Here is a 25,048-nt window from a genome sequence, read left to right as displayed (position 1 = left end):
CCGATGTATCGCTCCATTTTAAGCGTCCATACACTCAAAAAGAGTTTAGACTGTTTTCCTTACCTTAAAGGATGAGGTTGGTGTATCGCTTTGCTTTCTTTGAATAGAAAGCTAAAACGCAGCATTCTATATAAGCCAAGTTGAGAAACTTCGTCCTTTCGCTGCGCGCTCTTTCCTAATGCTGAGAAGCATCACTCCAAAATTTAGTTAGTTTGTAACGTTCATCGATGTCAGGTTGATTTTAAGCCTTATTGATGTGAGCAGGCTGCTATTCTCGAAGTTATTCAACGTTGTGGATATGGGCTAAAGCCCGTTTCTACTGCATGTTTACATTTAAATTAACAGACTTATCCACACTAAACTGGGTGTGGATAACTTGGTTGATAAGTTGTTTCTGATATTTATCATTGTTGAGTGCTTGAAAGATCTTTACATTTCCCAGTGCGGTAAAAACTATTGAATAACACGGTAAGGCGTTGTTATTTAATGATTTTTATTGATTTCTCCGTTCGGTTGATGATTATTTAAATGATCATCAACTGACACTTATTTGATCCTAATCATATATTGCGTCTGTGTTTAACCTGAATTCTGGGGCTTAGCGTTGGAATGAAATTGTTTTTTTTCCACAAATTCAAATTTGAGATGTTAGTCAAGAAAATTTAATTGATTTATTGGGAAATCGTACACCAAATAGCCTAAGCCTATGAATCGCGGGGTAACCCTTTTTGTACTATTCGGATTAGACGTTGGTTTCTTATATCGATTTTCTTTAGCAACGGCGTATCGATTTGTGCGTGCAGTTTATTGAGTGCCCAATCGATATGGACATCAAGTAGTGTGCTGTGACCTTTAAGTTGCTCTAACAAGACAACATAAGCCTGTTTAAAAGAAGCGTTACCCATTGCGATGATAATATTGCGTTGCCATTGTTGGTGGCCAATACGTCGAATGGCAGAACCTTCCATATTTTTTAGAAATGTGGCTTCATCCCAAGTAAGTAAAGTGGTTAGGTCTAGGTCTTTAAATACAGGGCGACGTTGAAAGTCGGCTTGAGGGCTAAGATTCGAGAAGCGATTCCACGGGCAAACCAATTGGCAATCATCACAGCCATAGATTCGATTGCCAATAGCATCACGAAATTCTTCTGGAATAATCCCATCGTATTCGATGGTTAAATAAGAAATGCAACGCCTAGCATCGACAACGCCATCCTCCAAGATGGCATTAGTTGGGCAAGAGGTAACACATGCCGTGCATTTCCCGCATTGGTTTTCGACGGCTTTGTCTACAGGCAGTGGTAGATCAATAAACAACTCACCAAGAAAAAACCATGAACCAGCTTCTTGATCCAGTATCAAAGAGTGCTTGCCTGTCCAACCCAATCCGGCTTTTTCTGCTAATGGGCGTTCAAGGACAGGCGCTGAATCGACAAATGGGCGATAGCCGAGTGTACCGACTTCGTGCTCTATTTTTTGGCCAAGCTTTTTTAATTGGTTACGAATGAGCTTGTGGTAGTCGCGCCCTAGGGCATAGCGACTGATATAGCCTGTGTGCTTGTCTTCGAGGTTACTGGCAAAATGCGCATCCTCAGGTAAGTAGTTCATGCGAACGCTGATAATGCGACAGGTGTTGGGGTGGAGTTTATCAGGATGAATGCGTAAATCTTGGTTGGACTCCATCCATGCCATTTCACCGTGATAGCCGGCCTCTATCCAGCGAGTCAGTGAAGCTTCTTGGTCTTCTAAGGCGATATCACTAATACCGGCTTTTTGAAAACCCAGTTCTTTGGCCCAAGACTTAATGTCGTTAGCTAGCTTCTCTAAATCCATCACGATGACTCTACTTAAAAAGGACGCGTATTCTATACTCAAATCGGTTTGTGTCCAAAGTATGAGTGTAAAAAAAGCAGATATCCTAGTTTGTGTATGAGGATTACACGAAATTGAGCGGTGTCAGTAGGGAATCATGGTATTTAATGGTAAATTTTCTAATTACTTACACAACAATGCTTGTCTATAAAAACCGACACAGTTTACTATTTCATCTTATAACCGACGTATTCAGAGAAAAACGTGATGAACACTAAAAAATTTGCCTTAGCAGATGAATCAGAGACAGTTTTAATTGGAACTAAATTAGCTAATCTTTGCTCAAAACAAACAACAATCTATTTGCATGGTGATCTTGGTGCTGGGAAAACAACCTTTAGTCGGGGGTTCATCCAAAGTCAGGGACATAAGGGTAACGTAAAGAGCCCAACGTATACCCTTGTTGAACCTTATCAATTGAAACAGTGGAATATTTATCACTTTGATTTATACCGATTAGCGGATCCTGAAGAACTCGAATTTATGGGTATTCGAGACTATTTTTCTGACGATGCAATATGCTTGGTAGAGTGGCCCGAGAAAGGGGCCGGTGTTTTACCTGATGCCGATCTCGACATTGATTTACGATACGTGGGTGAAGCCCGTGAGATAACCTTCACGGCAAATTCTGAATATGGACGTCAGCTAATTAGTCAATTGGAGTTAAATTGATCAATCGTTTGTTTAGTCGCATGAAAGGGATCATGCTGGCGGTGTTGCTATTGTTTCCTAGTCTAGCGTTCTCTAATACGCTTGAAGGGATACGTGTTTGGCCGTCACCGGATGAAACTCGAGTCGTTATTGACCTCAAGTCAAAAGCGGACTTCAGCTATTTTTCACTGTCTGGACCTAGTCGTATTGTAGTCGATCTTAACGACACGACCTTGAATACTAAGCTTCCGCTTAATGTCTCGGATAGCCCTGTACTGAGTAAAGTGAGAAAAAGCTCTCCACCCAAAAAAGGGACCTACCGCCTTGTTTTTGAATTGAAACAAGCCTCGACGCCTCAGTTATTTACGCTAAACCCGACACCGGGCGGGCAGTATGGCCATCGGCTTGTGATTGACTTCCCTCATGGGAAAGCCGCAACGCCAAAACCTGTGGCAGTGGCAAACAGTAAAACAGAGGTCAGTCGTGATGCCTCACAACTGCGCGGTACCGCGGATATTGTGGTGGCAATTGATGCTGGACACGGCGGAGAAGACCCAGGGTCTATCGGTCCGACAAATAAATACGAAAAGCATGTCACTCTGAGTGTTTCGAAGAAATTAGCCGCTCAAATTGATGCGATTCCTGGAATGAGAGCCGTCTTGACTCGACGTGGGGATTATTTTGTCAACCTCAACAAACGCTCCGACATAGCCCGAAAAAATAAAGCTCATCTATTGGTCTCAATTCATGCGGATGCATTTAGAACACCACAACCTCGAGGTGCCTCTGTCTTTGTCCTCAATACGAGACGAGCAAATACTGAGATAGCCCGCTGGGTTGAAAACCATGAACAGCAATCCGAATTACTCGGTGGGGCTGGTGAGGCGTTAGCCAAAAACTCCAATGATAAAAATGTCAGTCAAACGCTGCTTGATTTGCAATTTAGTCACTCTCAAAAAGAGGGGTATAAGGTTGCGACTAAGATTCTAAAAGAAATGGGCAAAGTTGCTCATTTGCATAAGAAAGAGCCCGTTAATGCCAGCTTGGCGGTTCTGAAATCGCCAGATATTCCTTCTGTACTCGTTGAAACAGGGTTTATCTCTAACCCTGGAGAGGAGCGACTGCTTACCACGCGTAGCCATCAAGATAAGCTAGCACGAGCTTTGGCAAAAGCGTTGGTTCAATATTTCGAGGAAAACCCACCTGAAGGGACATTGTTTGCTAATAAAGGGCAGCAAAGAAAACACACGGTGAAGCGTGGGGAATCCTTATCGGTTATTGCCCAACAATATGGCTCATCGGTCGCCAATATTAAATCCGCCAATAAACTCAAAAGCAATGGGTTAGCGGTTGGACAGGTGCTTGTTATTCCTGGCAACGCTGCGCCAGTTAAAGTGAGTAATAAGGTAAATACAGTTGAAACCCGTATTGTGACCCATACCGTGGTTAAAGGTGACTACCTTGGTAAGATTGCTAATAAGTACAAGGTTTCTGTTGCGGATATCAAACGTGAGAACAACCTTAGGTCTGACACGCTAAAATTAGGTCAAAAGCTAAAAGTATCGGTGAGTGTTAAAGACCTACCTGTGAGAAAACATACGGTCAAACGCGGTGAGTTTTTAGGAAAGATAGCGTCTAAGTATGATGTGACCGTCCAGAGTATTCGTGAAGCCAATAAACTTCGTTCAGATCAGTTGGCGGTCGGACAGGTCCTGATTATTCCTAACCGTTAATCAGTCGCCGTGCAGATAGCTAATGTGCCTTAAGGCATGGAGTAATAGTGTGACAATAAAAATTCTCCCCGCTAGATTAGCGAACCAAATTGCCGCTGGAGAGGTAGTTGAAAGACCGGCTTCAGTCATCAAAGAACTGGTGGAGAATAGCATCGATTCGGGTGCCACTCGTATCGATATCGATATCGAAAAAGGTGGCGCTAAACTCATTAGGGTTCGTGATAATGGCAAGGGCATTGTTAAAGATGAGCTGCAGCTTGCATTGAGCCGTCATGCAACGTCAAAAATCCATACACTGGATGACCTAGAAGCCATCGTGAGCCTGGGGTTTCGCGGTGAGGCATTGGCCAGTATTAGTTCGGTTTCTCGCCTTACGATGACCTCAAGACCTGCCGCTCAAGAGCAAGCGTGGAGTGCTTACGCGGAGGGCCGAGATATGACGGTCAGCCTAAAGCCTACTGCCCACCCTATCGGAACCACGGTGGAGGTGCTGGATCTATTTTTTAATACGCCAGCTAGGCGTAAGTTTTTGCGTACTGAAAAAACAGAATTCACTCATATTGATGAGTTATTGAAGAGAATCGCGCTGAGTCGTTTTGATGTGTCAATCAATGTTAAACACAATGGTAAGTTGATTCGACAATATCGTGCGGCGAAAACCTCGGAACAGGCGGAAAAAAGAATTGCCTCAGTGTGTGGCTCAGTATTTGTTCGTCACATGCTAAGAATTGAGCTAGAGCACCATGATCTTAAGCTTCATGGCTGGATTACGACACCTGAAGGCGGCAGGGCACAAAACGATCTTCAGTACTGTTACGTGAATGGCCGAATGATGCGTGATAAGTTGATCAATCATGCTATCAGGCAAAGTTATGAATCGAGTCTCGCCCCCGAGCAATACGCGGCTTTTGTGTTGTTTATCGATATCGACCCACACCAAGTGGATGTGAATGTACACCCGGCAAAGCATGAAGTGAGGTTCCATCAAGCCCGCTTAGTGCATGACTTCATCTATCAAGCGTTAAGCGATGCTCTGGTGCAGGCTAAATCGATAGAGGCTCCACAAGCTTCTAGTGCGGGATTTAGCCAAGCAGAGGCATTCGACAAGCCATTGAATCAGCAAAAGACTTGTGATGATCAAGCCTTGGTCGCTGAGCCCGGCATAATAAACAACGAAAACGCTAATCCAGTAGAACCTTCAGTCATTGATGTGGTAGAGAACATACCTGCCTATCCAGGGCGGAATGATTACCAACCTCGAGATACCACTCAGTCTCGAGGCGCAACATCATGCCAAGAAACACCGTCGCCTCGTTCAATGGAAGATGGGTCGCGAGCGGATCATCAAATTGCTGAACGTTCCCCTGCAAATTACTGGTCACCAGAAACATCATCGGTTAAAAAATCAAGCGATCCCTCTCAAAGGAATGCTTCGCAGCGAGTGATGACCAAGCCACCAAGTCTTGCTGAAGCACAGGTGTATCAAGACCTGCTCCAGACCCCGCACTTATCCTCAGAGACCGTGGCTAAATCGGATGAGTTATTGCCTGACATACCAAGTACCCTTGAAATTAATATTGAACAAATTGGTAAGGCAATGAGTGTAGTGGGAGAGCGGTATGTGCTGGTCAAGGCTGTGCCCATTTGTGCCTTGGTATCACTACAGCGGGCTGAATTTTATAAGCTTTACGCTCAATTGAACCCCACGACGGGTCCATTAATGATGCAACCTTTACTCGTGCCGCTATCTTTGAAGGTGAGTGATGAGCAAAGAGTGCAAGCAGAATCACACGCTGATTTACTGCTGAATTTTGGTATTGATATAAAGGTTAGGAATAAGCAAACCATTATGGTCATGGGGGTTCCATCGCCACTTAGACAACAAAATTTGCAATTGTTAATTGATGAAATGCTGTCATACTTGACAACCCTTGAGCAGCATGACCTAAGTCAAAGCCGATTGAGTCTATGGCTTACAAAACAAGTGCTGCAAGTGAAAAGTTGCTATACCTTGTCTGAATCCGTCCAATTGCTTAGCAATTTAGAGCAGTTATACGATGGTAAGCTTCCTTTGAGCGATACTAAATTTGTTCGTCCTGTCGATTTTACGGCCACAATTGCAGCGTTTTCATCATGAGCCAAACATTACCGTTAGTTTTATTTTTAATGGGTCCTACTGCCTCAGGTAAGACCGAACTTGCTATACGCCTTCGTCAACAGTACCCCGTTGAGATCATTAGCGTGGACTCGGCATTGATTTACAAAGGTATGGATATTGGTACAGCCAAGCCTGATGCCAATGAGCTATCACTGGCGCCGCATCGATTAATCGATATCCTTGATCCTAGTGAGGCGTATTCTGCCGCTGATTTTCGTCGAGACGCGTTGCAAGAAATAGCTCGAATCCATGCTGAAGGAAAGATTCCTCTGCTTGTGGGGGGCACAATGCTTTATTTCAAAGCCTTGTTGCAAGGGTTATCGCCATTGCCAGCAGCAAACCCAGATATCCGTAAACAAATTGAAAAAGAAGCAACTGAGAAGGGATGGCAAGCCCTTCATAATGAACTTCGAGAGATAGATCCTGTCTCAGCAGAGAGGATACATCCCAATGATCCCCAGCGTCTTTCTCGAGCACTAGAAGTTTATCGGATTGCAGGTAAGTCACTGACAGAGCTAACAGAAGTGAAGGGTGAGCCTTTACCGTTTAGGGTAAAACAATTTGCGGTTGCGCCCAAAGATCGTGCTTTGTTACATAAACGAATTGAACTACGTTTCGATAAAATGATACAAGCAGGCTTTGAAGAAGAAGTAAAAGCGCTATATGCTCGAGAAGATCTACATTCTGATTTGCCGTCTATTCGTTGTGTCGGATATCGGCAGATGTGGGAATATTTAGATGGAGACTGTAGTTTTGATGACGCTATTTTTCGCGGAATCTGTGCTACTCGTCAATTGGCTAAACGTCAGATTACCTGGTTAAGGAGTTGGGAAGATCTGGTTTGGCTGGACAGCGAACACGTTGAGAATTCAATGAAAACTCTCACAGACGCCATAGCATCAGATGGCATTAACTGTGTATAATGTGGTCGCTTTTGTTTATTTGTACCCAAAAAGGAACTGAGTTTTGTTTTCAAAGTGAATTGATGATCTATGATTATAAAACTAAGGGGTATTTCATTGGTTTAGCTCAGATGCAAAGGCCGCACCTAATTTGTAGTGCACCAATAGCTAAATAATTAAAACTAAAAAATATTAATATAAGGAAAATAAAAAATGGCTAAGGGGCAATCTCTTCAAGACCCATTCCTGAATGCACTGCGTCGCGAGCGCATTCCTGTTTCGATCTATCTTGTAAATGGAATCAAACTACAAGGTCAAATCGAGTCTTTTGATCAATTTGTGATCCTATTGAAAAATACCGTTAATCAAATGGTATATAAACATGCGATTTCTACTGTTGTTCCAGCGCGTGCGGTTAGTCACCACACGGGCGAGCGTCCAGCAAATGAGCGTCCACAAGAGAAATCTGAAGATTAATACTTTAACTCGCGTTATAAAAGTCACAAGAAGGAGTTGCTCGCTTGTTTGACCGTTATGAATCGGGTGAGCAAGCTGTCCTTGTTCATATCAACTTCACGCAGGAAGGTGAGTGGGAAGATCTTAACGAGTGTGAAATGCTTGTGTCTTCAGCTGGCGTTAACACGTTACAAGTCGTGACAGGTAGCCGTCAGTCCCCTCACCCTAAGTATTACGTTGGAGAAGGTAAGGCCCAAGAAATTGCGCAAGTTGTGCAACTGACCGGTGCTGATGTGGTGATTTTCAACCACGCCATTTCGCCAGCACAAGAGCGTAACCTAGAAGGTCTGTGTAAATGCCGAGTGCTCGATCGTACAGGTCTAATACTCGATATTTTTGCTCAACGTGCCCGTACTCACGAAGGTAAGTTACAGGTCGAGCTTGCACAGTTGCGTCATATTTCAACCCGATTGATTCGTGGCTGGACGCACCTTGAAAGGCAGAAGGGTGGTATTGGCTTACGTGGTCCCGGTGAGACTCAATTAGAGACTGACCGACGATTATTGCGTGACCGAATCAAAACGATTTTACGTCGTTTAACCAAGGTTGCAAAACAGCGTGAACAAGGCAGACGAGCTAGAAACCGAGCAGAAATACCGACAATTTCTTTAGTGGGTTATACCAACGCAGGAAAGTCGACATTGTTCAACCGCATTACTGAAGCTGGCGTATACGCGGCGGATCAGTTATTCGCAACGTTGGATCCAACACTAAGAAAAATCGAGCTGGCAGATGTCGGTCCGGCAATTCTTGCTGATACCGTTGGATTCATTCGTCATCTTCCACACGATTTGGTTGCCGCATTTAAAGCAACATTGCAAGAGACGCAAGAAGCAGACATTTTGTTACATGTTGTCGATGCAAGTGACGACCGTTTTCGTGAGAACATGCAAGCAGTTCATGACGTGCTAGAAGAGATAGATGCTAGTGATATACCTGCTCTAGTCGTGATGAATAAAATAGACAATCTAGAAGGCCAACGTCCTCGGATAGACCGAGACGGCGAAGGGCAACCAAGAACCGTTTGGGTTTCTGCCATGGAAGGGCAAGGCATTGAACTCTTGTTCGAAGCGCTGACTGAGCGCTTAGTCAGCCAAATGGTTCAGTATCAATTGAGAATTCCGCCACAGTATCAAGGTCGCATCCGTAGTACATTTTTTAATATGAAATGTATCCAACGGGAAGAATATGATACAGATGGTAACTTGTTGATTGATATTCGGATGCAACAAATAGATTGGTCTAAACTTGATAAGAGAGAAGGGGCAGTTTTGAGTGACTTTATCGTTACTTAAAGGACTGCTACAGTATAACGTCATAATTAATGATGGAGCTTCCTAATGGCGTGGAATGAGCCTGGTAATAATAATGGAAACAACGGCCGCGATAATGACCCTTGGGGTAATAACAATCGTGATGGTCGTAAGTCCGGTGATCGTAATCAAGGTCCGCCTGACTTAGACGAAGTTTTCAATAAGCTAAGTCAAAAGATTGGTGGTAAGTTTGGCAAGAAAGGTGGCGGTGGCCCATCAATAGGCGGTGGCGGTAGTGCGATTGGCTTTGGTGTCATTGCATTAATTGCTGTTGTTATTTGGTTCTCTTCTGGTTTCTATACCATTGGTGAAGCAGAGCGTGGTGTCGTGCTTCGTTTGGGTAAATACGATCGAATGGTCGATCCAGGTCTAAACTGGCGTCCTCGCTTTATTGATGAATACCAAGCGGTTAACGTACAAGCGATTCGCTCACTGCGTGCCTCTGGTACGATGCTGACCAAAGATGAAAACGTCGTTACCGTTGGCATGGATGTACAATATCGCGTCTCTGACCCGTACAAATACTTGTATGTTGTGACAAATGCAGATGACAGTTTAAGTCAAGCGACTGATTCGGCACTTCGTGCAGTTATCGGTGATGCATTGATGGATAGCATTCTAACGAGTGGTCGTCAGCAAATTCGTCAAAGTACACAAGAAACGCTTAACGACATTATCGATAACTACGATATGGGTTTAAGCATCGTTGATGTGAACTTCCAGTCGGCACGTCCGCCGACACAAGTCCAAGATGCATTTGATGATGCTATCTCTGCACGAGAAGATGAAGAGCGTTTCATTCGTGAAGCGGAAGCCTACAGGAATGAAATTATTCCAAAAGCAACCGGTCGTTCTGAGCGTTTGAAGAAAGAAGCGCAAGGTTATTCTGAGCGCATCATTAACTCTGCAATGGGTCAAGTTGCTCAGTTTGAAAAACTATTACCAGAGTATCAAGCAGCGCCAGAAGTTACTCGTAATCGACTTTATTTAGATACGATGGAAGAGGTCTATTCCAATACATCTAAGGTACTTATTGACTCTGAATCAAGCGGCAACTTACTGTACTTGCCTATTGATAAGTTAGCAGGTCAAGAGTCTTCGAATAAGACTCGCAAAGCAACGTCGACGTCAGCATACGATGAAATACCATTAGATGCGAAAACGACTGATGCGCCAGCTAGCTCAACGACATCACGCGACTCGAACTCACGTCAAGGGAGATACTAATAATGCGTAAATTAGCGATACCAGTATTAGTTGTTGCGTTGGCATTAATGCTGATGTCTTTGTTTGTCATCCCTGAAGGTGAAAGAGGCATCGTCATTCGATTTGGCCGAGTGTTAAGTGATGACAATAATGTATCCCGTATCTATGAGCCGGGCATACATTTCAAAATGCCGTTGTTTGACCGTGTAAAAACGCTTGATGCACGTATCCAAACGATGGATGGTCGTGGAGACCGTTTCGTAACCTCTGAGAAAAAAGACGTGATCATTGATACCTACGTTAAGTGGAGAATCGAAGATTTCCGTCAATATTACTTGGCAACAGGTGGCGGTGATGCTCTGACAGCTCAAGCGCTATTAGAGCGAAAAGTAACGGATGTATTACGTTCTGAAATCGGTGCGAGAGAAATCAAGCAAATCGTTTCCGGCCCACGTAATAAAGATGTTCTACCAGAAAGTGCAGACAGCGAAGAAGTGACCACTGAAGCGGCTAAGCAAGCACTTGAAATTGATGGTGAACGTGACGTTATTATGGACAACGTACTAAAAGATACGCGTGGAAGCGCGATGAAGGATCTTGGCGTTCGTGTGGTTGATTTCCGAATGAAGAAAATCAACCTCCCTGATGAAATCAGTGAGTCTATTTACCGTCGTATGAGAGCAGAGCGTGAATCTGTTGCTCGTAAGCACCGTTCTCAAGGTCGTGAGAAGGCTGAGGTTATTCGAGCTCAAGCAGAACTTGAAGTAGCAACAGTACTGGCTGAAGCGGATAAAACAGCACGTGTCACACGTGGTGAAGCAGATGCAGAAGCCGCAAGTATTTATGCTAGCGCTTACAGCAAAGATGCAGAGTTCTATGGTTTCATTCGTTCACTAGAGGCGTATCGCACATCGTTTAGTGATAAGAGTGATATCCTAGTCCTTGATCCTAAGAGTGACTTCTTCCGTTATATGAATGACGCCAACGGTGCGGCAGTTAAATAACTGGAGCGATAACGCTTAGTTTGATTGAGCGAAGCAATATCAGCTTTGCTTAATTAAAAACTTGCTATGGAAAAGCCCGTCACGACGGGCTTTTTTTTATCTGGAGTAAATTATGTATACATCATTTTGGGTCGCCATTGGGTTGGTATTAGTTTTTGAAGGACTAGGGCCGTTGCTGGCTCCCAATGGGTGGAGGAATATGATCGGTCAACTGATGTCTCAACCAGATAATCAACTGAGACGAGTTGGTGGGTGCCTAGTTGTCGCTGGGGTAGTCATCATAATGATGATGTTTTAAGCGACGTAATATAAACAAACGTAAGTCCGATTTTATATAGGAAAGACAGGGATTTAGATCTTTGTTACGTATTAATGTCCAAAAAATGACTGCACAAAGTCACATTTCGGTGCTAGAATCCTTTTTTAACTAGCAATCAGATTGGAAAGATGGGAAATAACGTAGTCGTTCTGGGCACCCAATGGGGTGACGAAGGTAAAGGTAAAATCGTAGACCTTTTAACTGAAGATGCAAAATACGTGGTTCGCTATCAAGGCGGTCACAATGCAGGTCACACTCTAGTCATTGACGGTGAAAAAACCGTTCTTCATTTGATTCCATCAGGTATTCTTCGCAATAACGTAAAATGCGTTATTGGTAATGGTGTTGTTCTGTCTCCAGATGCACTGTTACAAGAAATGAAACCTTTAGAAGCGCGTGGAATTCCAGTACGTGAGCGTCTTTTCATCTCTGAAGCTTGTCCTCTAATTCTTCCTTACCATATTGCTATTGACCAAGCGCGTGAAGTCGCTCTAGGTAAAAAAGCAATTGGCACAACTGGTCGTGGTATCGGTCCTGCGTACGAAGATAAAGTGGCTCGTCGTGGTCTTCGCGTTGGTGATCTTTTCGATAAAGAAATGTTTGCTGAAAAGCTGAAGAAAGTGATGGAGTTCCATAACTTCCAGCTTGAACACTTCTACAAAGTTGATCCAGTAAGCTACGACGAAGTTCTTGAACAGTGCATGGGTTATGCAGACCTTCTAACGTCATTGGTTATTGATGTGACTGATGAACTTGACGCGGCACGCAAGCGTGGCGATAAGATCATGTTTGAAGGCGCTCAAGGTACACTTCTAGATATCGATCACGGTACATATCCGTATGTAACGTCTTCAAATACAACGGCTGGCGGTGTTGCTGCTGGTTCTGGTTTTGGCCCTCGTCATATTGGTTATATCCTTGGTATCACTAAGGCTTACTGTACTCGAGTAGGTTCAGGTCCATTCCCAACTGAATTGTATGATGGTTTAGACAAGCAAGACCCTGTTGGTAAACACTTAGGTGATGTTGGCCACGAGTTTGGTGCAACAACAGGTCGTCTACGTCGTACTGGTTGGTTTGATGCCGTTGCTATGCGTCGTGCTGTGCAAATCAACTCTATCTCTGGTTTCTGTCTAACTAAATTAGACGTACTAGATGGCCTAGAAGAGCTAAAAATCTGTACTGGTTACAAGATGAAAAATGGCGCTATTCTAGAGGTTTCTCCAATGGCTGCTGAAGCATTTGAAGAAGCAACGCCTATTTACGAAACAATGCCAGGTTGGTCAGACAACACATTTGGTGCTACTTCTATTGAGCAACTTCCGAAAGCAGCTCTAGATTACATCAAACGTATTGAAGAACTAACTGGTGTACCAATTGATATCGTTTCTACGGGTCCTGACCGTAACGAAACTATTATTAAGGTTCACCCTTTCGAAGTGTAATTCGAAGCTAGAACAGACGTTAAAAACCAGCGCTTGCGCTGGTTTTTTTATATCTAAAGAACGATAAGAAGTGTGATCTTCTGCCATTTTTTTGACACGCTCGCGTATCATTCAACAGCAAGTGGCAAAATTTTGCCGTTTTTTCTCTGTTTAGATTAAAGTGAAGCGTAGGTTTGCCGATAAAATGACAATAGCGGCTTACTGAGGTCGCAATTTTGTTTGAAGTGATGAGAGGTTCCCTATCGTGATGAGGCGACACAAAATAACAGCGTTGATTTGTATGTCGTTTCTTGGCACGTTGAAGGTGGCTCAAGCGGCAGATGTTGGTGCCCCGATTCCGATTTACTCTGAAGATCAGTTGATCGGGCTGATTGCAGAAAACCGTCACCTTGCCCAAGTTAAAGCGGATAACTGCCAGCTTGTAGAAGACATTATGGCGAGGGCAACCCGTATCAGTTTGCCCGCCTATGAGTTCTTATATGGCGATATGCTCGCGTGGGGTGTGTGTGTGCCTCAAGATGTTGAGCTGGGCTTATACTATATGGAGAATGCTGCACATCAAGGCCTTCCTGTCGCCTTAGAGCAACTCGGTCGGTATTACTCAAGAGGGACATTTGTTCAAGAAGATAAAGAACGGGCGATTCCTTATTTTCGTGAAGCGGCATCGATGGGCAATATTGATGCCCGTATTCAGTTGGCAGAGTTGTTATTGCGCGATTATGGTAGTCCAAGAGATTATGAGGATGCGTATCGCTGGTTATACAATTCAGTCACTCCGGATAACTCAAAACATAAACGTATCTCAATGCTACGCCGTGGGTTGGAGTCTCGTATGCCGCAAAACATTATCGCTCGTGCAAAGAGGCGTAATGATTTCTGGTAATGCGTCTCGTGGCTATCATCGGTAGAATGACAAACGATTTCTGTAGCTTATCCCCCCAGTCAGTTATAATCGACCTATACCTCCCCTCAAAATAGGTCAGACTATGTCGAACAAGCCTAGCGAAAATCGTGTAGACGATCCCTTTGCCGAAAGAGAATCCCAAAATTACGAAAACCCAGTTCCAAGCAGAGAGTTCATCGTTGACTTCTTAAAAGGTGTCAATGTCCCAATGAACCGTAACGATCTGTTTGAATCGTTAGGCTTGTCTGGTGAAGAGCAGTATGAAGGGTTGCGTCGTCGCCTGAGAGCAATGGAGCGAGACGGGCAATTGGTCTTTACTCGTCGTCAGTGCTATGCCTTGCCCGATAAACTAGAAATGATCAAAGGCTTAGTGATTGGCCATAAAGATGGTCATGGATGGGTGAGACCGGAAGGTAGTCTAAATAAAGATCAAGATGTGTTATTGCCTCACCACCAAATGCGCACGCTTTTGCACGGGGACTTTGTGCTTGTTCAACCGACCGGTAAAGATAAGCGCGGTCGAAAAGAAGGGCGATTAGTTCGTATATTGGAAGAGCGAAAAGATCATGTTGTTGGTCGCTTTTTCTTAGAGTACGGCTACGCCTATGTCGTCTCCGATGACTCCCGTATTAGTCACGATATTTTGATTCCTAATGAACATCGAAATGGTGCTCGTATGGGGAACGTTGTGGTTATTGAAGTCACCGATCGTGGCGCTAAATCTCGAAAAATGGCCGGTCAAGTGGTTGAAGTGCTAGGCGAAAATATGGCGCCAGGTATGGAAACTCAAATTGCTATTCGAGCCCATCAAATTCCCCATGTTTGGCCAGAAGAAGTCGATAAATACGTTAAGCAATTTGGTGAGTTTGTCCCAGAAGAGGCAAAAGAAGGCCGAGTTGACCTTCGTGATCTTCCATTGGTCACTATTGATGGGGAAGATGCTCGAGATTTTGATGATGCGGTGTATTGTGAACGTAAAAAGAGTGGCGGATGGCGTTTATGGGTAGCGATAGCGGATGTCAGCTATTATGTTCGTACCGACTCTGTGCTTGATAAAGAAGCGATTAAGCGTGGTAACTCGGTGTACTTCCCATCTCAGGTGGTGCCCATGTTACCCGAGGTCCTATCCAATGGACTTTGTTCGCTGAACCCACAAGTTGACCGTCTATGTATGGTTTGTGAGATGACCATCTCGGATACGGGTAAGCTCTCAGGTTATAAGCATTACGAAGCGGTCATGAACTCCCATGCGCGTTTAACCTATAACAAGGTGAGTAATATTCTAGAGGGTGATTCGGAACTAAGAGAGCGCTATGACGCAGTGGTTCCGCACCTGGAAGAATTGCACCGCATGTATCAGGTATTAAAAACCGCGCGTGATCAACGTGGTGCGATTGAATTTGAAACCGTTGAAACCAAATTTATCTTTAATGCCGACAGAAAGATTGACCGTATTGAGCCGGTAATTCGAAATGATGCCCACAAGATCATCGAAGAATGTATGATTTTGGCTAACATCGCCTCAGCGTCATTAGTAGAAAAAGCCAAAGAAGCCGCCTTGTACCGAGTTCATGAAACCCCAGGTGAAGAGCGACTGACCGGGTTTCGTGATTTCTTAGGGGAGCTAGGGCTTAATCTGACCGGTGGTTTACAGCCTTCACCAACCGATTATGCGGACCTTATTAAGCAAATTGCGCAACGACAAGATAAAGAGTTGATTCAGACGATGCTGCTACGCTCAATGAAGCAAGCGGTCTATAACGCGGATAATGGCGGTCACTTTGGTTTGGCGTTAAAGCGTTATGCGCATTTCACCTCGCCAATTCGCCGCTACCCTGATTTATTGCTGCATCGTGCAATTAAGTATCTTATTGCCAAAGAGGCGGGCCGTAACCAAGACCGTTGGACACCAACCGGTGGGTATCATTATTCCGTTGATGATATGGATTTTTATGGTGAACAGTGTTCAATGACCGAACGTCGTGCTGATGATGCTACCCGTGATGTCTCTGATTGGTTGAAGTGTGAGTATATGCAAGATCATGTCGGCGAAGAGCTTGACGGTGTGATTGCTAATGTCACCGGTTTTGGTTTCTTTGTTCGTCTGACAGAATTGCATATCGATGGCTTGGTTCATATATCGAATTTAGCTAACGATTACTATCAATTCGACCCAATTGGTCAAAGGCTGATTGGTGAAAGTTTTGGTGCAATTTATCGCTTGGGCGATGCGGTCAAAGTCAAAGTACTGGCGGTAAATTTAAACGACAAGCAAATTGACTTTGAATTAGTGGGGACAGACCGTAAAGTACGCGGCAAAGGTAAAACTGCGAAGAAGCGAGTAGCAGAAGCGCAAAGCAAAGCGAAAGCGAAGAAGCAAGGTGTTGCCAAAAGTAGACGCTCAGGTAAAGCGAGTCCGCTCGTCGAACCAACAAAGCGACCAGATGGTCAAGAACAGAAAACCCCCGCTAAGGGTTCAAAAAGCAAGCCAGGCAAAGCCCGCAGTAAAAAGCCGCGCGCTAAAACCAGCAATGCTAAAAAGAAATAATGAATCAAGGTTAAAACCATGAGTAATGAGTTTATTTACGGTATTCACGCCGTAAAAGCGGTACTAGAGAAAGATCCTGCTCGTTTCATCGAGGCGTATGTATTGAAAGGGCGCCAAGACGATCGCTTGCTTCCTTTGTTGAATGAGTTGGCTAAGATAGGCTGTTCGGTTCAGCAGATGGGCCGTAAAGTCTTAGATGACAAAGCCAGTGGCGCGAATCACCAAGGTGTTATCGCGAAGGTTAAGCCTGCGAAGCAATTGAACGAAAATGATCTAGAGTCCATAGTGAATGACAATGCACAAGCGTTATTCTTGATCTTAGATGGCGTAACGGATCCACATAACCTAGGCGCTTGCTTACGTAATGCCGATGCAGCCGGTGTCGCGGCTGTTATCGTGCCAAAAGACCGTTCCGCCCCACTGACTGCAACGGTCAGTAAAGTGGCGTGTGGCGCAGCAGAGACCGTGCCATTGGTACGGGTGACAAACTTAGCAAGAACGATGCGAGCTTTACAAGAGCAAGGTGTCTGGATTGTTGGCACTGCAGGAGAAGCGACGCATGATGTTTATCAGGCGAAATTGACGGGTCCTCTAGCGGTCGTTATGGGCGCGGAAGGTGACGGTATGAGACGCTTGACTCGTGAGACTTGCGATGACCTTATCAAGATCCCAATGGCCGGTTCGGTCTCTAGCTTAAATGTGTCAGTGGCTTCAGGTATTTGCTTATTTGAAGCAGTGAGGCAGCGTTCACTCGTATAATCAAGTGAAGACATCTTATAAATAAAAGGTCAGCTTATGCTGACCTTTTTAATAATGGGGAGGCGGGGTTTCTTCTGAGGGATCGGCAAGATTTGGCGAGTCCATATTCTTGACTTTACCCACCACGAATTTCATTTGATCCTGCATCTTGCTAATGAGCAATTGTTGTTGGGTCAACGCGTCATTCAATTCTTCAATGGTTTGCTCTTGGAACGCAATTTTACATTCCATATCATTAATTCGGTCTTGTAGCACTTGATAGCTTTCGTTACTCATAGGTTACTCATTGATGGACCACGCTTGTACGACACCCGCTGATGAAGCGGAGAGGACGCGTTGGTTATTTTCAAATGCTGCATCATACACTACCCCTCTAGGCGGGCGCACATCTTTTAGCATTTCTACCTCATACCCTTCGATTCGTTTACCGCTCTTAGTGTCCCAAACCATCAATCGAGAAGAGGGAGAGCCGGTTACGAGTAACTGACCATCGTCGGAGAACCGAGCGGTTGAAAAAATAAGTTGTCGTGTCCAGGTACTTAACTGACTGAGTTTTGAGCCCGTTTTTAAATCCCAAACAATCGCATTATTGCCAATGTCTGATGTGAGCGCGAAGCGTCCATCACGTTGTAATTCAACGGTGCCAACACGCTGCTCGTGAGGGAACTCCCGCAAGATTTGCCCCGACTCAGTACTCCAAAAAAACGCATTGTGGTCATTTCCACCTGTTAATGCATATTTTCCGTTAGGGGATAAGGAAACAGAATTAACTTTTTCTACGTGAGCAAGGAACTCTAGGCGTCTTCCGGTGACTAAATCGATGAAAATGGCTTTACCGTTACTTAATCCTAAAAGTATTTCTTCGCCATTATTACCAATGGCGATGTCTTGGATTAAGCCGTCGGCAATAGACCATAAACCTGAGGACTGAGACCAACCTAGGTCCCATACCGCGAAATTGGTTTGGGTCGCAGTCACAGCAAATCGGCCGTTGTCGGAAAAACGAATGAGCGAGATAATGTTTTCGTCTGGGTCTTGAATACCCAATTTGGCAAGTAATATATTTTCTTGCAGATCCCACAACTGTAATTGTTGTTGTTTAGAATAGAGAAGTGCAAATCGAGCATCACGACTGAGAGCAACACTGGTGGACCCTTCTAAAGCAAGATCCCAGCGTTTTTCTGCGTTACTAGAGAAAAAGCAGCCATTTAACAGGCCGATGACAACTAAGTACAGCACAGAATGAGATATTATTCGCATCATTACCGATATTCCACATTGAGTCTTGAGCCTAAACTAGTATATTTAAAGTTCTTATAAGATTGAAATAGTGACTAGATTTAAATGGTTACGCATACCGCCTTAAAAAACAAGGCGTATTGTTGTGACTAATGGCTAAATCTATAGCATGTCCATAAACTGGAGAGATGAATGAAATCAGTATTTAAAGTATCGCTACTTGCAGCGACGGTTATCTTGGCAGTAGGTTGCCAGAAAGAAGAAGAGCCAAAAGCAGAACCAGCGGCACAAGAACAAGTGCAAGCGGAAGCAGGTAAAGCGGTTCACTTTAAAACGGAAGATGATAAAGCCGCGTACGCAATCGGTGTTTCTTTCGCTACTTACTTGAGCACCAGCATTGAAAAGCCAGCAGAATTTGGTATCGACCTGAAAAAAGAATTGGTACTGAAAGGGATTGAAGAATCGTTCGCTGGCAAAGAAATCTTGTCTGAAGATGAGATTCGTGCAGCACTAGAAGGTTTAGATAAGCGTGTTGCGGACACAATGCAACAGCAAGCTGTTGAAAAAGCCGCTGCAGCTCAAAAAGAAGGCGATGACTTCCGCGCTGAGTTTGAAAAACAAGATGGCGTAACGAAAACTGAATCTGGCCTACTATACCAAGTAGAAACAGCAGGAACGGGCGAGCAACCAAAAGAAACCGATACGGTTGAAGTGCACTACAAGGGTACGTTGATCGATGGTACGCAATTTGACAGTTCTTATGAACGTGGTCAGCCTGCTACCTTCCCATTAAACCGTGTTATCCCAGGCTGGACTGAAGGTGTTCAGTTGATGCAAGTGGGTTCAAAGTATAAGTTTGTAATTCCACCAGAGCTGGCATACGGTGAGCAAGATACACCAACCATTCCAGCGAACTCGACGCTCGTATTCGAAGTTGAATTGTTGAAGATTGATGGCGAGAATGCCCCAGCTGCTCAATAATTAGTCGCAGTTGTCATTCAAAGGCTCACATTAGTGAGCCTTTTTTTATTCTTTCTGTTTTTATATCTATGAAAAACTGCCCTTTTTTTGCCCCAAATCACTTGTTGAAGACTTACTTAGGTAAGGACTTCAAATTTTCTGATAAACTTACATCAATTTTTTTAGTTTTTAAGGTCAACACACTGTGACTGACATTGTTAATGCCGAGATGTTACTTGAAATGGATTCCGTCGATGTGGCGCCATTTAGTGAGCATGAGAAAATCATACTCAAGTCATACGAAGCGGTGGTGGACGGGCTAGCCAGTCTAATTGGACCGTTTTGTGAGATTGTTTTGCACTCGTTGGAAGATCTTAATACGTCGGCAATCAAGATCGCCAATGGTGAGAATACCGGTCGTCAAGTTGGCTCACCAATTACCGACTTAGCGCTTAAAATGTTAAAAGACATCGAAGGGTCTGAGCGTAATTTCTCTCGCTCATACTTTACGCGCGCGAAAGGTGGGGTTTTCATGAAATCTATCACCATTGCTATTCGTAACGGTGATAACCGAGTCATTGGACTGCTGTGTATTAACGTCAACTTAGATGCGCCATTCTCGCAAGTTTTGCAATCATTCATGCCAACTCAAGATGCCAAAGATGCGGCATCGTCGGTCAACTTTGCCAGTGATGTTGAGGAACTTGTCGACCAAACGGTTGAGCGTACAATTGAAGACATTAATGCTGATAAGTCAGTCTCGAATAATACTAAAAACCGTCAGATCGTCATGGAGCTTTACGATAAAGGAATTTTTGACATTAAAGACGCCATTAATCGAGTTGCTGACCGTCTAAATATCTCTAAGCATACGGTTTATCTGTATATCAGACAGCGTAAAACTGAGGACGAGTAATCGTGACCCCCTTGACCTATACGCTTGTTGTCAATGGCTCTGTGTATGGGAGTCAGTCAGCACGAAGCGCCTATCAGTTTGCCATTGCACTGATTGAGAAAGGACACCGCCTGACAAGTGTGTTTTTTTATCAAGATGGCGTGCACAATGCCTCACGCTTAACTGTGCCTGCAAATGATGAGTTCGATTTAGTTGCTGCGTGGCAGGCTCTCGCACTTAACCACAACATCAGCTTAGATACGTGTGTGGCCGCCTCCTTACGCAGGGGGGTCGTTAGCCCAGTAGAGTCGACACAGCATCAACTCAATGGTGACAACCTCGCAGAGGGCTTTCAGCTTGCTGGATTAGGCAGTTTAGCTGAAGCGCTGTTAACGCAAGATAGGGTAGTACAATTTTGAGTGTATTAGGCTTCGTTTTTACTTCGTTACCTCACGCCAGTGCAAAGGGGAGAGAAGGGCTGGATGCGCTACTCGCCACTTCAGCTTATAGCGAAGATATCAAAGTGTTCTTTATTGCCGACGGCGTGAATCAGTTGCGTATTAATCAAGACCCAAAGCAGGTCTTGTCGAGGGATTACATCAGTGCATATAAGTTGTTAGACCTTTATGATATTGACCAAGTCTACGTATGTAAACAAAGTATGGATCGGTATGGAATGACAGTGGACAGCCTAGCGATTGAATGCGATATCGTGACGTCGAGTATCATCTCTCATGAGCTTGCGTCATGTAATAAAATACTGACTTATTGAGATACCCTATGCTGCATATCATTAAGAATGAAACCGGCTTTAAGCACGCACAATGTTACCTGAATCTACAGGACGCAATAATATTAACCCAAGATGCGAGTTATTTAGCCGGAATGCCGCTATTTTCAGAAAAAGATAATGTCTTCGTTTTATCTGAAGATTTACAGGCTAGGGGACTATCAGTTGAAAGCTCAAATAACCTGCAAGTCATAGATTTTAAAGGCTTTGTAGAGCTTACTGAGACCCATGAAAACAGCATTACTTGGGAATGATTGACACTTTATTGGCCAGTCTTTGTATTTTTTTACAGCGGCTTAATAAAAAAGATCTGTATATTTCTTGACACACCCCCCACTGCTGCATAGAATTTTGCGTCCCTAATTGCCATTGGTGATTGGGGTTAGATTTTTCACAAAGCTTACTTTCAAGTAAATCAGGAGCTATTTAATGGCAACTATTAACCAGTTGGTTCGCAAGCCTCGTGTAAAGCAAGTTGTTAAAAGCAACGTGCCTGCACTGGAAGCGTGCCCACAAAAACGTGGTGTTTGTACTCGTGTTTACACTACAACACCTAAAAAACCTAACTCAGCGCTTCGTAAAGTATGTCGTGTTCGTCTAACGAACGGCTTCGAAGTGACTTCTTACATTGGCGGTGAAGGTCATAACCTTCAAGAGCACAGTGTTGTACTAATCCGTGGCGGTCGTGTAAAAGATCTTCCGGGTGTACGTTACCACACTGTCCGCGGCGCACTTGACTGTGCTGGTGTAAACGACCGTAAGAAAGGTCGTTCTAAGTACGGTGTGAAGCGTCCTAAGTCTTAATGGATTCCGTTAAGTAAGGCCAAACACTAAATTATTTTTAATTTTTGAAGAAACTGTAAAGTTTTGGATAACCTGAAAAAGACAACGGAGAATATCCATGCCACGTCGTCGCGTAATTGGTCAGCGTAAGATCCTTCCAGATCCTAAATTCAAATCTGAATTGCTGGCAAAGTTCGTTAACATTCTTATGGTTGACGGAAAAAAATCTACTGCAGAGAAGATTGTTTACACTGCACTAGAAACTATGGCTGAGAAATCTGGTAAAGATCACTTAGCTGTATTTGAAGAAGCTCTTGAAAATGTTCGCCCATCGGTAGAAGTTAAATCTCGCCGTGTGGGTGGTTCAACTTACCAAGTACCTGTAGAAGTTCGTCCGGTTCGCCGTAACGCTCTTGCTATGCGTTGGGTAGTTGAAGCTGCGCGTAAGCGTGGTGAAAAATCTATGGCTCAACGTCTTGCAGCAGAAATGCTAGATGCGTCTGAGAACAAAGGTACTGCGGTTAAGAAACGTGAAGACGTTCACCGCATGGCTGATGCTAACAAAGCATTCGCTCATTACCGCTGGTAATACCTTTACAGTGCTGCGAGTCTCCCTCGCAGCGCTTTTCTTTACTCTAAGGTTCACCTTAGTAAGAGGATACAATCGTGGCTCGTAAAACTCCTATTGAGCGCTATCGTAATATCGGTATCGTTGCTCACGTAGATGCAGGTAAAACAACCACAAGTGAACGTATTCTGTTCTACACTGGCTTATCTCACAAAATCGGCGAAGTGCACGATGGTGCTGCTACCATGGACTGGATGGAGCAGGAGCAAGAGCGTGGCATTACGATCACATCTGCTGCTACTACAACCTTCTGGCGTGGTATGGAAGCACAATTCCAAGATCATCGCGTTAATATCATTGATACCCCTGGACACGTAGACTTTACTATCGAAGTAGAACGTTCTCTTCGTGTGCTTGATGGGGCTGTGGTTGTATTTTGTGGCTCGTCTGGTGTTGAACCGCAATCTGAAACTGTATGGCGTCAAGCTGATAAATACAGTGTTCCTCGTATGGTATTCGTCAATAAGATGGATCGTACGGGTGCAGACTTCCTACGCGTTGTAGACCAAATTAAAGATCGTCTTGGTGCAAATCCTATTCCTATCCAACTTAATATTGGTGCAGAAGAGGACTTTAAAGGTGTCATCGACCTTATCAAGATGAAAGCAATTAACTGGAATGAAGCCGATCAAGGCATGACCTTCTCTTATGAAGAGATTCCAGCTGATATGCAAGATGAAGCGGAAGAATGGCGCAACAACTTAGTTGAAGCGGCGGCGGAAGCAAATGAAGAACTCATGGACAAGTACCTTGAAGAAGGCGAACTAACAGAAGCTGAAATCAAGTTCGGTCTACGTACTCGTACACTAAATAACGAAATTGTACTCGCGACATGCGGAAGTGCATTTAAGAATAAAGGTGTTCAAGCGGTACTAGATGCAGTTGTAGAGTATCTTCCATCACCAATTGATGTGCCTGCGATCACAGGTGTTGATGAAGAAGACAATGAAGTAGAACGTCATGCTGACGATAACGAACCATTTGCTGCATTAGCATTCAAAATTGCAACCGACCCGTTTGTCGGTACATTGACGTTTATGCGTGTTTACTCTGGTGTGATTAACACTGGTGACGCCGCGTATAATTCAGTGAAACAAAAACGTGAACGCTTTGGCCGTATCGTTCAAATGCACTCGAATAAGCGCGAAGAAGTAAAAGAAATTCGTGCGGGTGACATAGCAGCAGCGATTGGTCTGAAAGACGTGACAACAGGTGATACCCTTTGTGACCAGAATCATAAAGTGATTCTAGAACGCATGGAGTTCCCTGAGCCCGTTATTCAGATTGCCGTTGAGCCTCGCTCACAAGCGGATCAAGAAAAAATGGGTATTGCGCTTGGCAAATTAGCCGCGGAAGACCCGTCGTTCCGTGTGGAAACTGATGATGAAACTGGCCAAACGCTAATTTCAGGAATGGGTGAGCTTCACCTAGACATCATCGTAGACCGCATGAAACGTGAGTTCAGTGTTGATTGTAACGTGGGTAAACCTCAGGTTGCTTATCGCGAAACTATTCGTGGCAGCACAGAAGTCGAAGCCAAGTTCATTCGTCAATCTGGTGGCCGTGGTCAATACGGTCATGTATGGCTTAAGCTTGAGCCATCAGAATTGGGTGAAGGATTTGTATTCGTAGACGAAATCGTTGGTGGTGCTGTTCCTAAGGAATACATCAGCTCGGTATCGAAAGGTATCGAAGAACAAATGAATAACGGTGTATTAGCGGGCTATCCTATTTTGGATATCAAGGCGACATTGTTTGATGGTTCGTACCACGATGTCGACTCAAGCGAGATGGCGTTTAAGATCGCCGGATCGATGGCCTTCAGGAAGGGTGCGCTTGATGCGCAGCCAGTCCTTCTTGAGCCTATGATGAAGGTTGAAGTAACGACTCCAGAAGATTGGATGGGTGATGTTGTTGGTGATATTAATCGCCGTCGCGGCATGATCGAAGGTATGGATGATGGCCATGCAGGCTTAAAAATTGTCCGTGCCCAAGTTCCACTATCTGTGATGTTTGGTTACGCAACTGATTTACGTTCTGCAACACAGGGCCGTGCGTCATACTCGATGGAATTTAGCGAATATGCTGAAGTTCCAAAGAATGTGGCAGACGCTATTATTGCACAGCGTAGCTAATCAGCTATTGTTTAATAACGAATCTATTGCGTTGATGAAAATTGACGCATAAAATAGCAATTTCTGGCGCGCCCCGGATCTAATCCGTTTCTCGGGGCGAATCATAACTAGGAAGGAACACGATTGTGTCTAAAGAAAAATTTGAACGTACGAAACCGCACGTAAACGTTGGTACTATCGGCCACGTTGACCACGGTAAAACAACTCTAACTGCAGCAATCTGTACTACTCTTGCTAAAGTTTACGGCGGCGTAGCTAAAGACTTCGCGTCTATCGATAACGCTCCAGA

General features: G+C 44.3%; 25 protein-coding genes. 22 read left to right on the top strand and 3 right to left on the bottom strand.

What is annotated here, in order from left to right; all coding sequences use genetic code 11:
• Nucleotides 1-704: 704 nt before the first annotated feature.
• A complete protein-coding gene (gene queG, locus AB4405_RS24260) occupies nucleotides 705-1,832 on the bottom strand; it encodes a tRNA epoxyqueuosine(34) reductase QueG (RefSeq protein ID WP_372063102.1) in 1,128 nt (375 codons plus the stop codon).
• A gap of 246 nt (nucleotides 1,833-2,078) precedes the next feature.
• On the opposite strand from queG, the gene tsaE reads away from it, so the two are divergent.
• From tsaE to rlmB, 13 genes are all read left to right on the top strand, one after another.
• Nucleotides 2,079-2,543, top strand: a complete 465-nt coding sequence (gene tsaE, locus AB4405_RS24255) for a tRNA (adenosine(37)-N6)-threonylcarbamoyltransferase complex ATPase subunit type 1 TsaE (RefSeq protein WP_102471100.1) — start codon at nucleotides 2,079-2,081, stop codon at nucleotides 2,541-2,543.
• 20 nt (nucleotides 2,544-2,563) lie between these two features.
• A complete protein-coding gene (locus tag AB4405_RS24250; protein ID WP_102532491.1) occupies nucleotides 2,564-4,255 on the top strand; it encodes a LysM peptidoglycan-binding domain-containing protein in 1,692 nt (563 codons plus the stop codon).
• 49 nt (nucleotides 4,256-4,304) lie between these two features.
• Nucleotides 4,305-6,392, top strand: coding sequence for a DNA mismatch repair endonuclease MutL (gene mutL, locus AB4405_RS24245; RefSeq protein ID WP_372063101.1), 2,088 nt, complete (start codon nucleotides 4,305-4,307; stop codon nucleotides 6,390-6,392).
• A complete protein-coding gene (gene miaA / locus AB4405_RS24240; protein ID WP_102471098.1) occupies nucleotides 6,389-7,336 on the top strand; it encodes a tRNA (adenosine(37)-N6)-dimethylallyltransferase MiaA in 948 nt (315 codons plus the stop codon). Before mutL ends, miaA begins: the two co-directional genes overlap by 4 nt.
• A 192-nt stretch (nucleotides 7,337-7,528) precedes the next feature.
• Entirely contained in the window at nucleotides 7,529-7,792 is a 264-nt protein-coding gene (gene hfq / locus AB4405_RS24235) for an RNA chaperone Hfq (protein WP_102471097.1), read from the top strand.
• Between the two features lie 44 nt (nucleotides 7,793-7,836).
• Nucleotides 7,837-9,126, top strand: a complete 1,290-nt coding sequence (gene hflX / locus AB4405_RS24230; protein WP_102471096.1) for a ribosome rescue GTPase HflX — start codon at nucleotides 7,837-7,839, stop codon at nucleotides 9,124-9,126.
• Between the two features lie 45 nt (nucleotides 9,127-9,171).
• A complete protein-coding gene (gene hflK / locus AB4405_RS24225; protein ID WP_372063100.1) occupies nucleotides 9,172-10,371 on the top strand; it encodes an FtsH protease activity modulator HflK in 1,200 nt (399 codons plus the stop codon).
• Between the two features lie 2 nt (nucleotides 10,372-10,373).
• Nucleotides 10,374-11,354 (top strand): protease modulator HflC, encoded by a 981-nt coding sequence (gene hflC / locus AB4405_RS24220; RefSeq protein ID WP_102471094.1) that lies wholly within the window; start codon nucleotides 10,374-10,376, stop codon nucleotides 11,352-11,354.
• A gap of 112 nt (nucleotides 11,355-11,466) precedes the next feature.
• Entirely contained in the window at nucleotides 11,467-11,652 is a 186-nt protein-coding gene (locus tag AB4405_RS24215; RefSeq protein WP_372063099.1) for a DUF2065 domain-containing protein, read from the top strand.
• 149 nt (nucleotides 11,653-11,801) lie between these two features.
• Nucleotides 11,802-13,118 carry an adenylosuccinate synthase gene (locus AB4405_RS24210; protein WP_102471092.1) on the top strand — a complete coding sequence of 439 codons (1,317 nt, stop codon included), beginning with the start codon at nucleotides 11,802-11,804 and terminating at the stop codon, nucleotides 13,116-13,118.
• Between the two features lie 247 nt (nucleotides 13,119-13,365).
• A complete protein-coding gene (gene motX, locus AB4405_RS24205; RefSeq protein ID WP_102471091.1) occupies nucleotides 13,366-14,001 on the top strand; it encodes a flagellar protein MotX in 636 nt (211 codons plus the stop codon).
• A 103-nt stretch (nucleotides 14,002-14,104) separates the two neighbouring features.
• Complete coding sequence (gene rnr, locus AB4405_RS24200; RefSeq protein ID WP_372063098.1) at nucleotides 14,105-16,570, top strand: ribonuclease R; 2,466 nt, start codon at nucleotides 14,105-14,107, stop codon at nucleotides 16,568-16,570.
• A gap of 18 nt (nucleotides 16,571-16,588) precedes the next feature.
• Nucleotides 16,589-17,329: a 23S rRNA (guanosine(2251)-2'-O)-methyltransferase RlmB gene (gene rlmB, locus AB4405_RS24195; protein WP_372063097.1), complete on the top strand. Its 741-nt coding sequence runs from the start codon at nucleotides 16,589-16,591 to the stop codon at nucleotides 17,327-17,329.
• Nucleotides 17,330-17,377: 48 nt separating this feature from the next.
• On the opposite strand, the gene AB4405_RS24190 is transcribed toward rlmB, so the two are convergent.
• On the bottom strand, nucleotides 17,378-17,605 hold the full coding sequence (locus AB4405_RS24190; protein ID WP_372063096.1) for a SlyX family protein: 228 nt from the start codon (nucleotides 17,603-17,605) through the stop codon (nucleotides 17,378-17,380).
• Between the two features lie 3 nt (nucleotides 17,606-17,608).
• On the bottom strand, nucleotides 17,609-18,589 hold the full coding sequence (locus AB4405_RS24185) for a WD40 repeat domain-containing protein (RefSeq protein ID WP_102532426.1): 981 nt from the start codon (nucleotides 18,587-18,589) through the stop codon (nucleotides 17,609-17,611).
• 171 nt (nucleotides 18,590-18,760) lie between these two features.
• On the opposite strand from AB4405_RS24185, the gene fkpA reads away from it, so the two are divergent.
• From fkpA to AB4405_RS24140, 9 genes are all read left to right on the top strand, one after another.
• Nucleotides 18,761-19,549, top strand: coding sequence for an FKBP-type peptidyl-prolyl cis-trans isomerase (fkpA, locus tag AB4405_RS24180; protein ID WP_372063095.1), 789 nt, complete (start codon nucleotides 18,761-18,763; stop codon nucleotides 19,547-19,549).
• Between the two features lie 208 nt (nucleotides 19,550-19,757).
• Complete coding sequence (locus AB4405_RS24175; RefSeq protein ID WP_102471113.1) at nucleotides 19,758-20,444, top strand: transcriptional regulator; 687 nt, start codon at nucleotides 19,758-19,760, stop codon at nucleotides 20,442-20,444.
• Nucleotides 20,445-20,446: 2 nt separating this feature from the next.
• Nucleotides 20,447-20,842 (top strand): sulfurtransferase complex subunit TusD, encoded by a 396-nt coding sequence (tusD, locus tag AB4405_RS24170; RefSeq protein WP_198593027.1) that lies wholly within the window; start codon nucleotides 20,447-20,449, stop codon nucleotides 20,840-20,842.
• Entirely contained in the window at nucleotides 20,839-21,195 is a 357-nt protein-coding gene (gene tusC, locus AB4405_RS24165; protein ID WP_102471086.1) for a sulfurtransferase complex subunit TusC, read from the top strand. Before tusD ends, tusC begins: the two co-directional genes overlap by 4 nt.
• 8 nt (nucleotides 21,196-21,203) lie before the next feature.
• Nucleotides 21,204-21,467 carry a sulfurtransferase complex subunit TusB gene (tusB, locus tag AB4405_RS24160; protein WP_102532423.1) on the top strand — a complete coding sequence of 88 codons (264 nt, stop codon included), beginning with the start codon at nucleotides 21,204-21,206 and terminating at the stop codon, nucleotides 21,465-21,467.
• A gap of 175 nt (nucleotides 21,468-21,642) precedes the next feature.
• The gene (gene rpsL / locus AB4405_RS24155; protein WP_017035800.1) at nucleotides 21,643-22,017 is read left to right on the top strand and encodes a 30S ribosomal protein S12; all 375 of its coding nucleotides are present in this window, start codon (nucleotides 21,643-21,645) and stop codon (nucleotides 22,015-22,017) included.
• Between the two features lie 97 nt (nucleotides 22,018-22,114).
• Nucleotides 22,115-22,585 (top strand): 30S ribosomal protein S7, encoded by a 471-nt coding sequence (rpsG, locus tag AB4405_RS24150; RefSeq protein ID WP_102471084.1) that lies wholly within the window; start codon nucleotides 22,115-22,117, stop codon nucleotides 22,583-22,585.
• 77 nt (nucleotides 22,586-22,662) lie between these two features.
• Nucleotides 22,663-24,759, top strand: coding sequence for an elongation factor G (gene fusA / locus AB4405_RS24145; RefSeq protein ID WP_102471083.1), 2,097 nt, complete (start codon nucleotides 22,663-22,665; stop codon nucleotides 24,757-24,759).
• Between the two features lie 125 nt (nucleotides 24,760-24,884).
• Nucleotides 24,885-25,048, top strand: a 164-nt coding sequence (locus tag AB4405_RS24140; RefSeq protein WP_241903099.1) for a GTP-binding protein, incomplete at its 3' end; no start/stop codon positions are given.

The sequence above is a fragment of the Vibrio sp. 10N.261.51.F12 genome (assembly GCF_041471725.1).
In the GTDB taxonomy this organism is placed as follows: Bacteria; Pseudomonadota; Gammaproteobacteria; order Enterobacterales; family Vibrionaceae; genus Vibrio.
The sequence above is the reverse complement of the archived record's forward strand: the minus strand, read 5'-3'. Positions and strand labels throughout refer to the sequence as shown.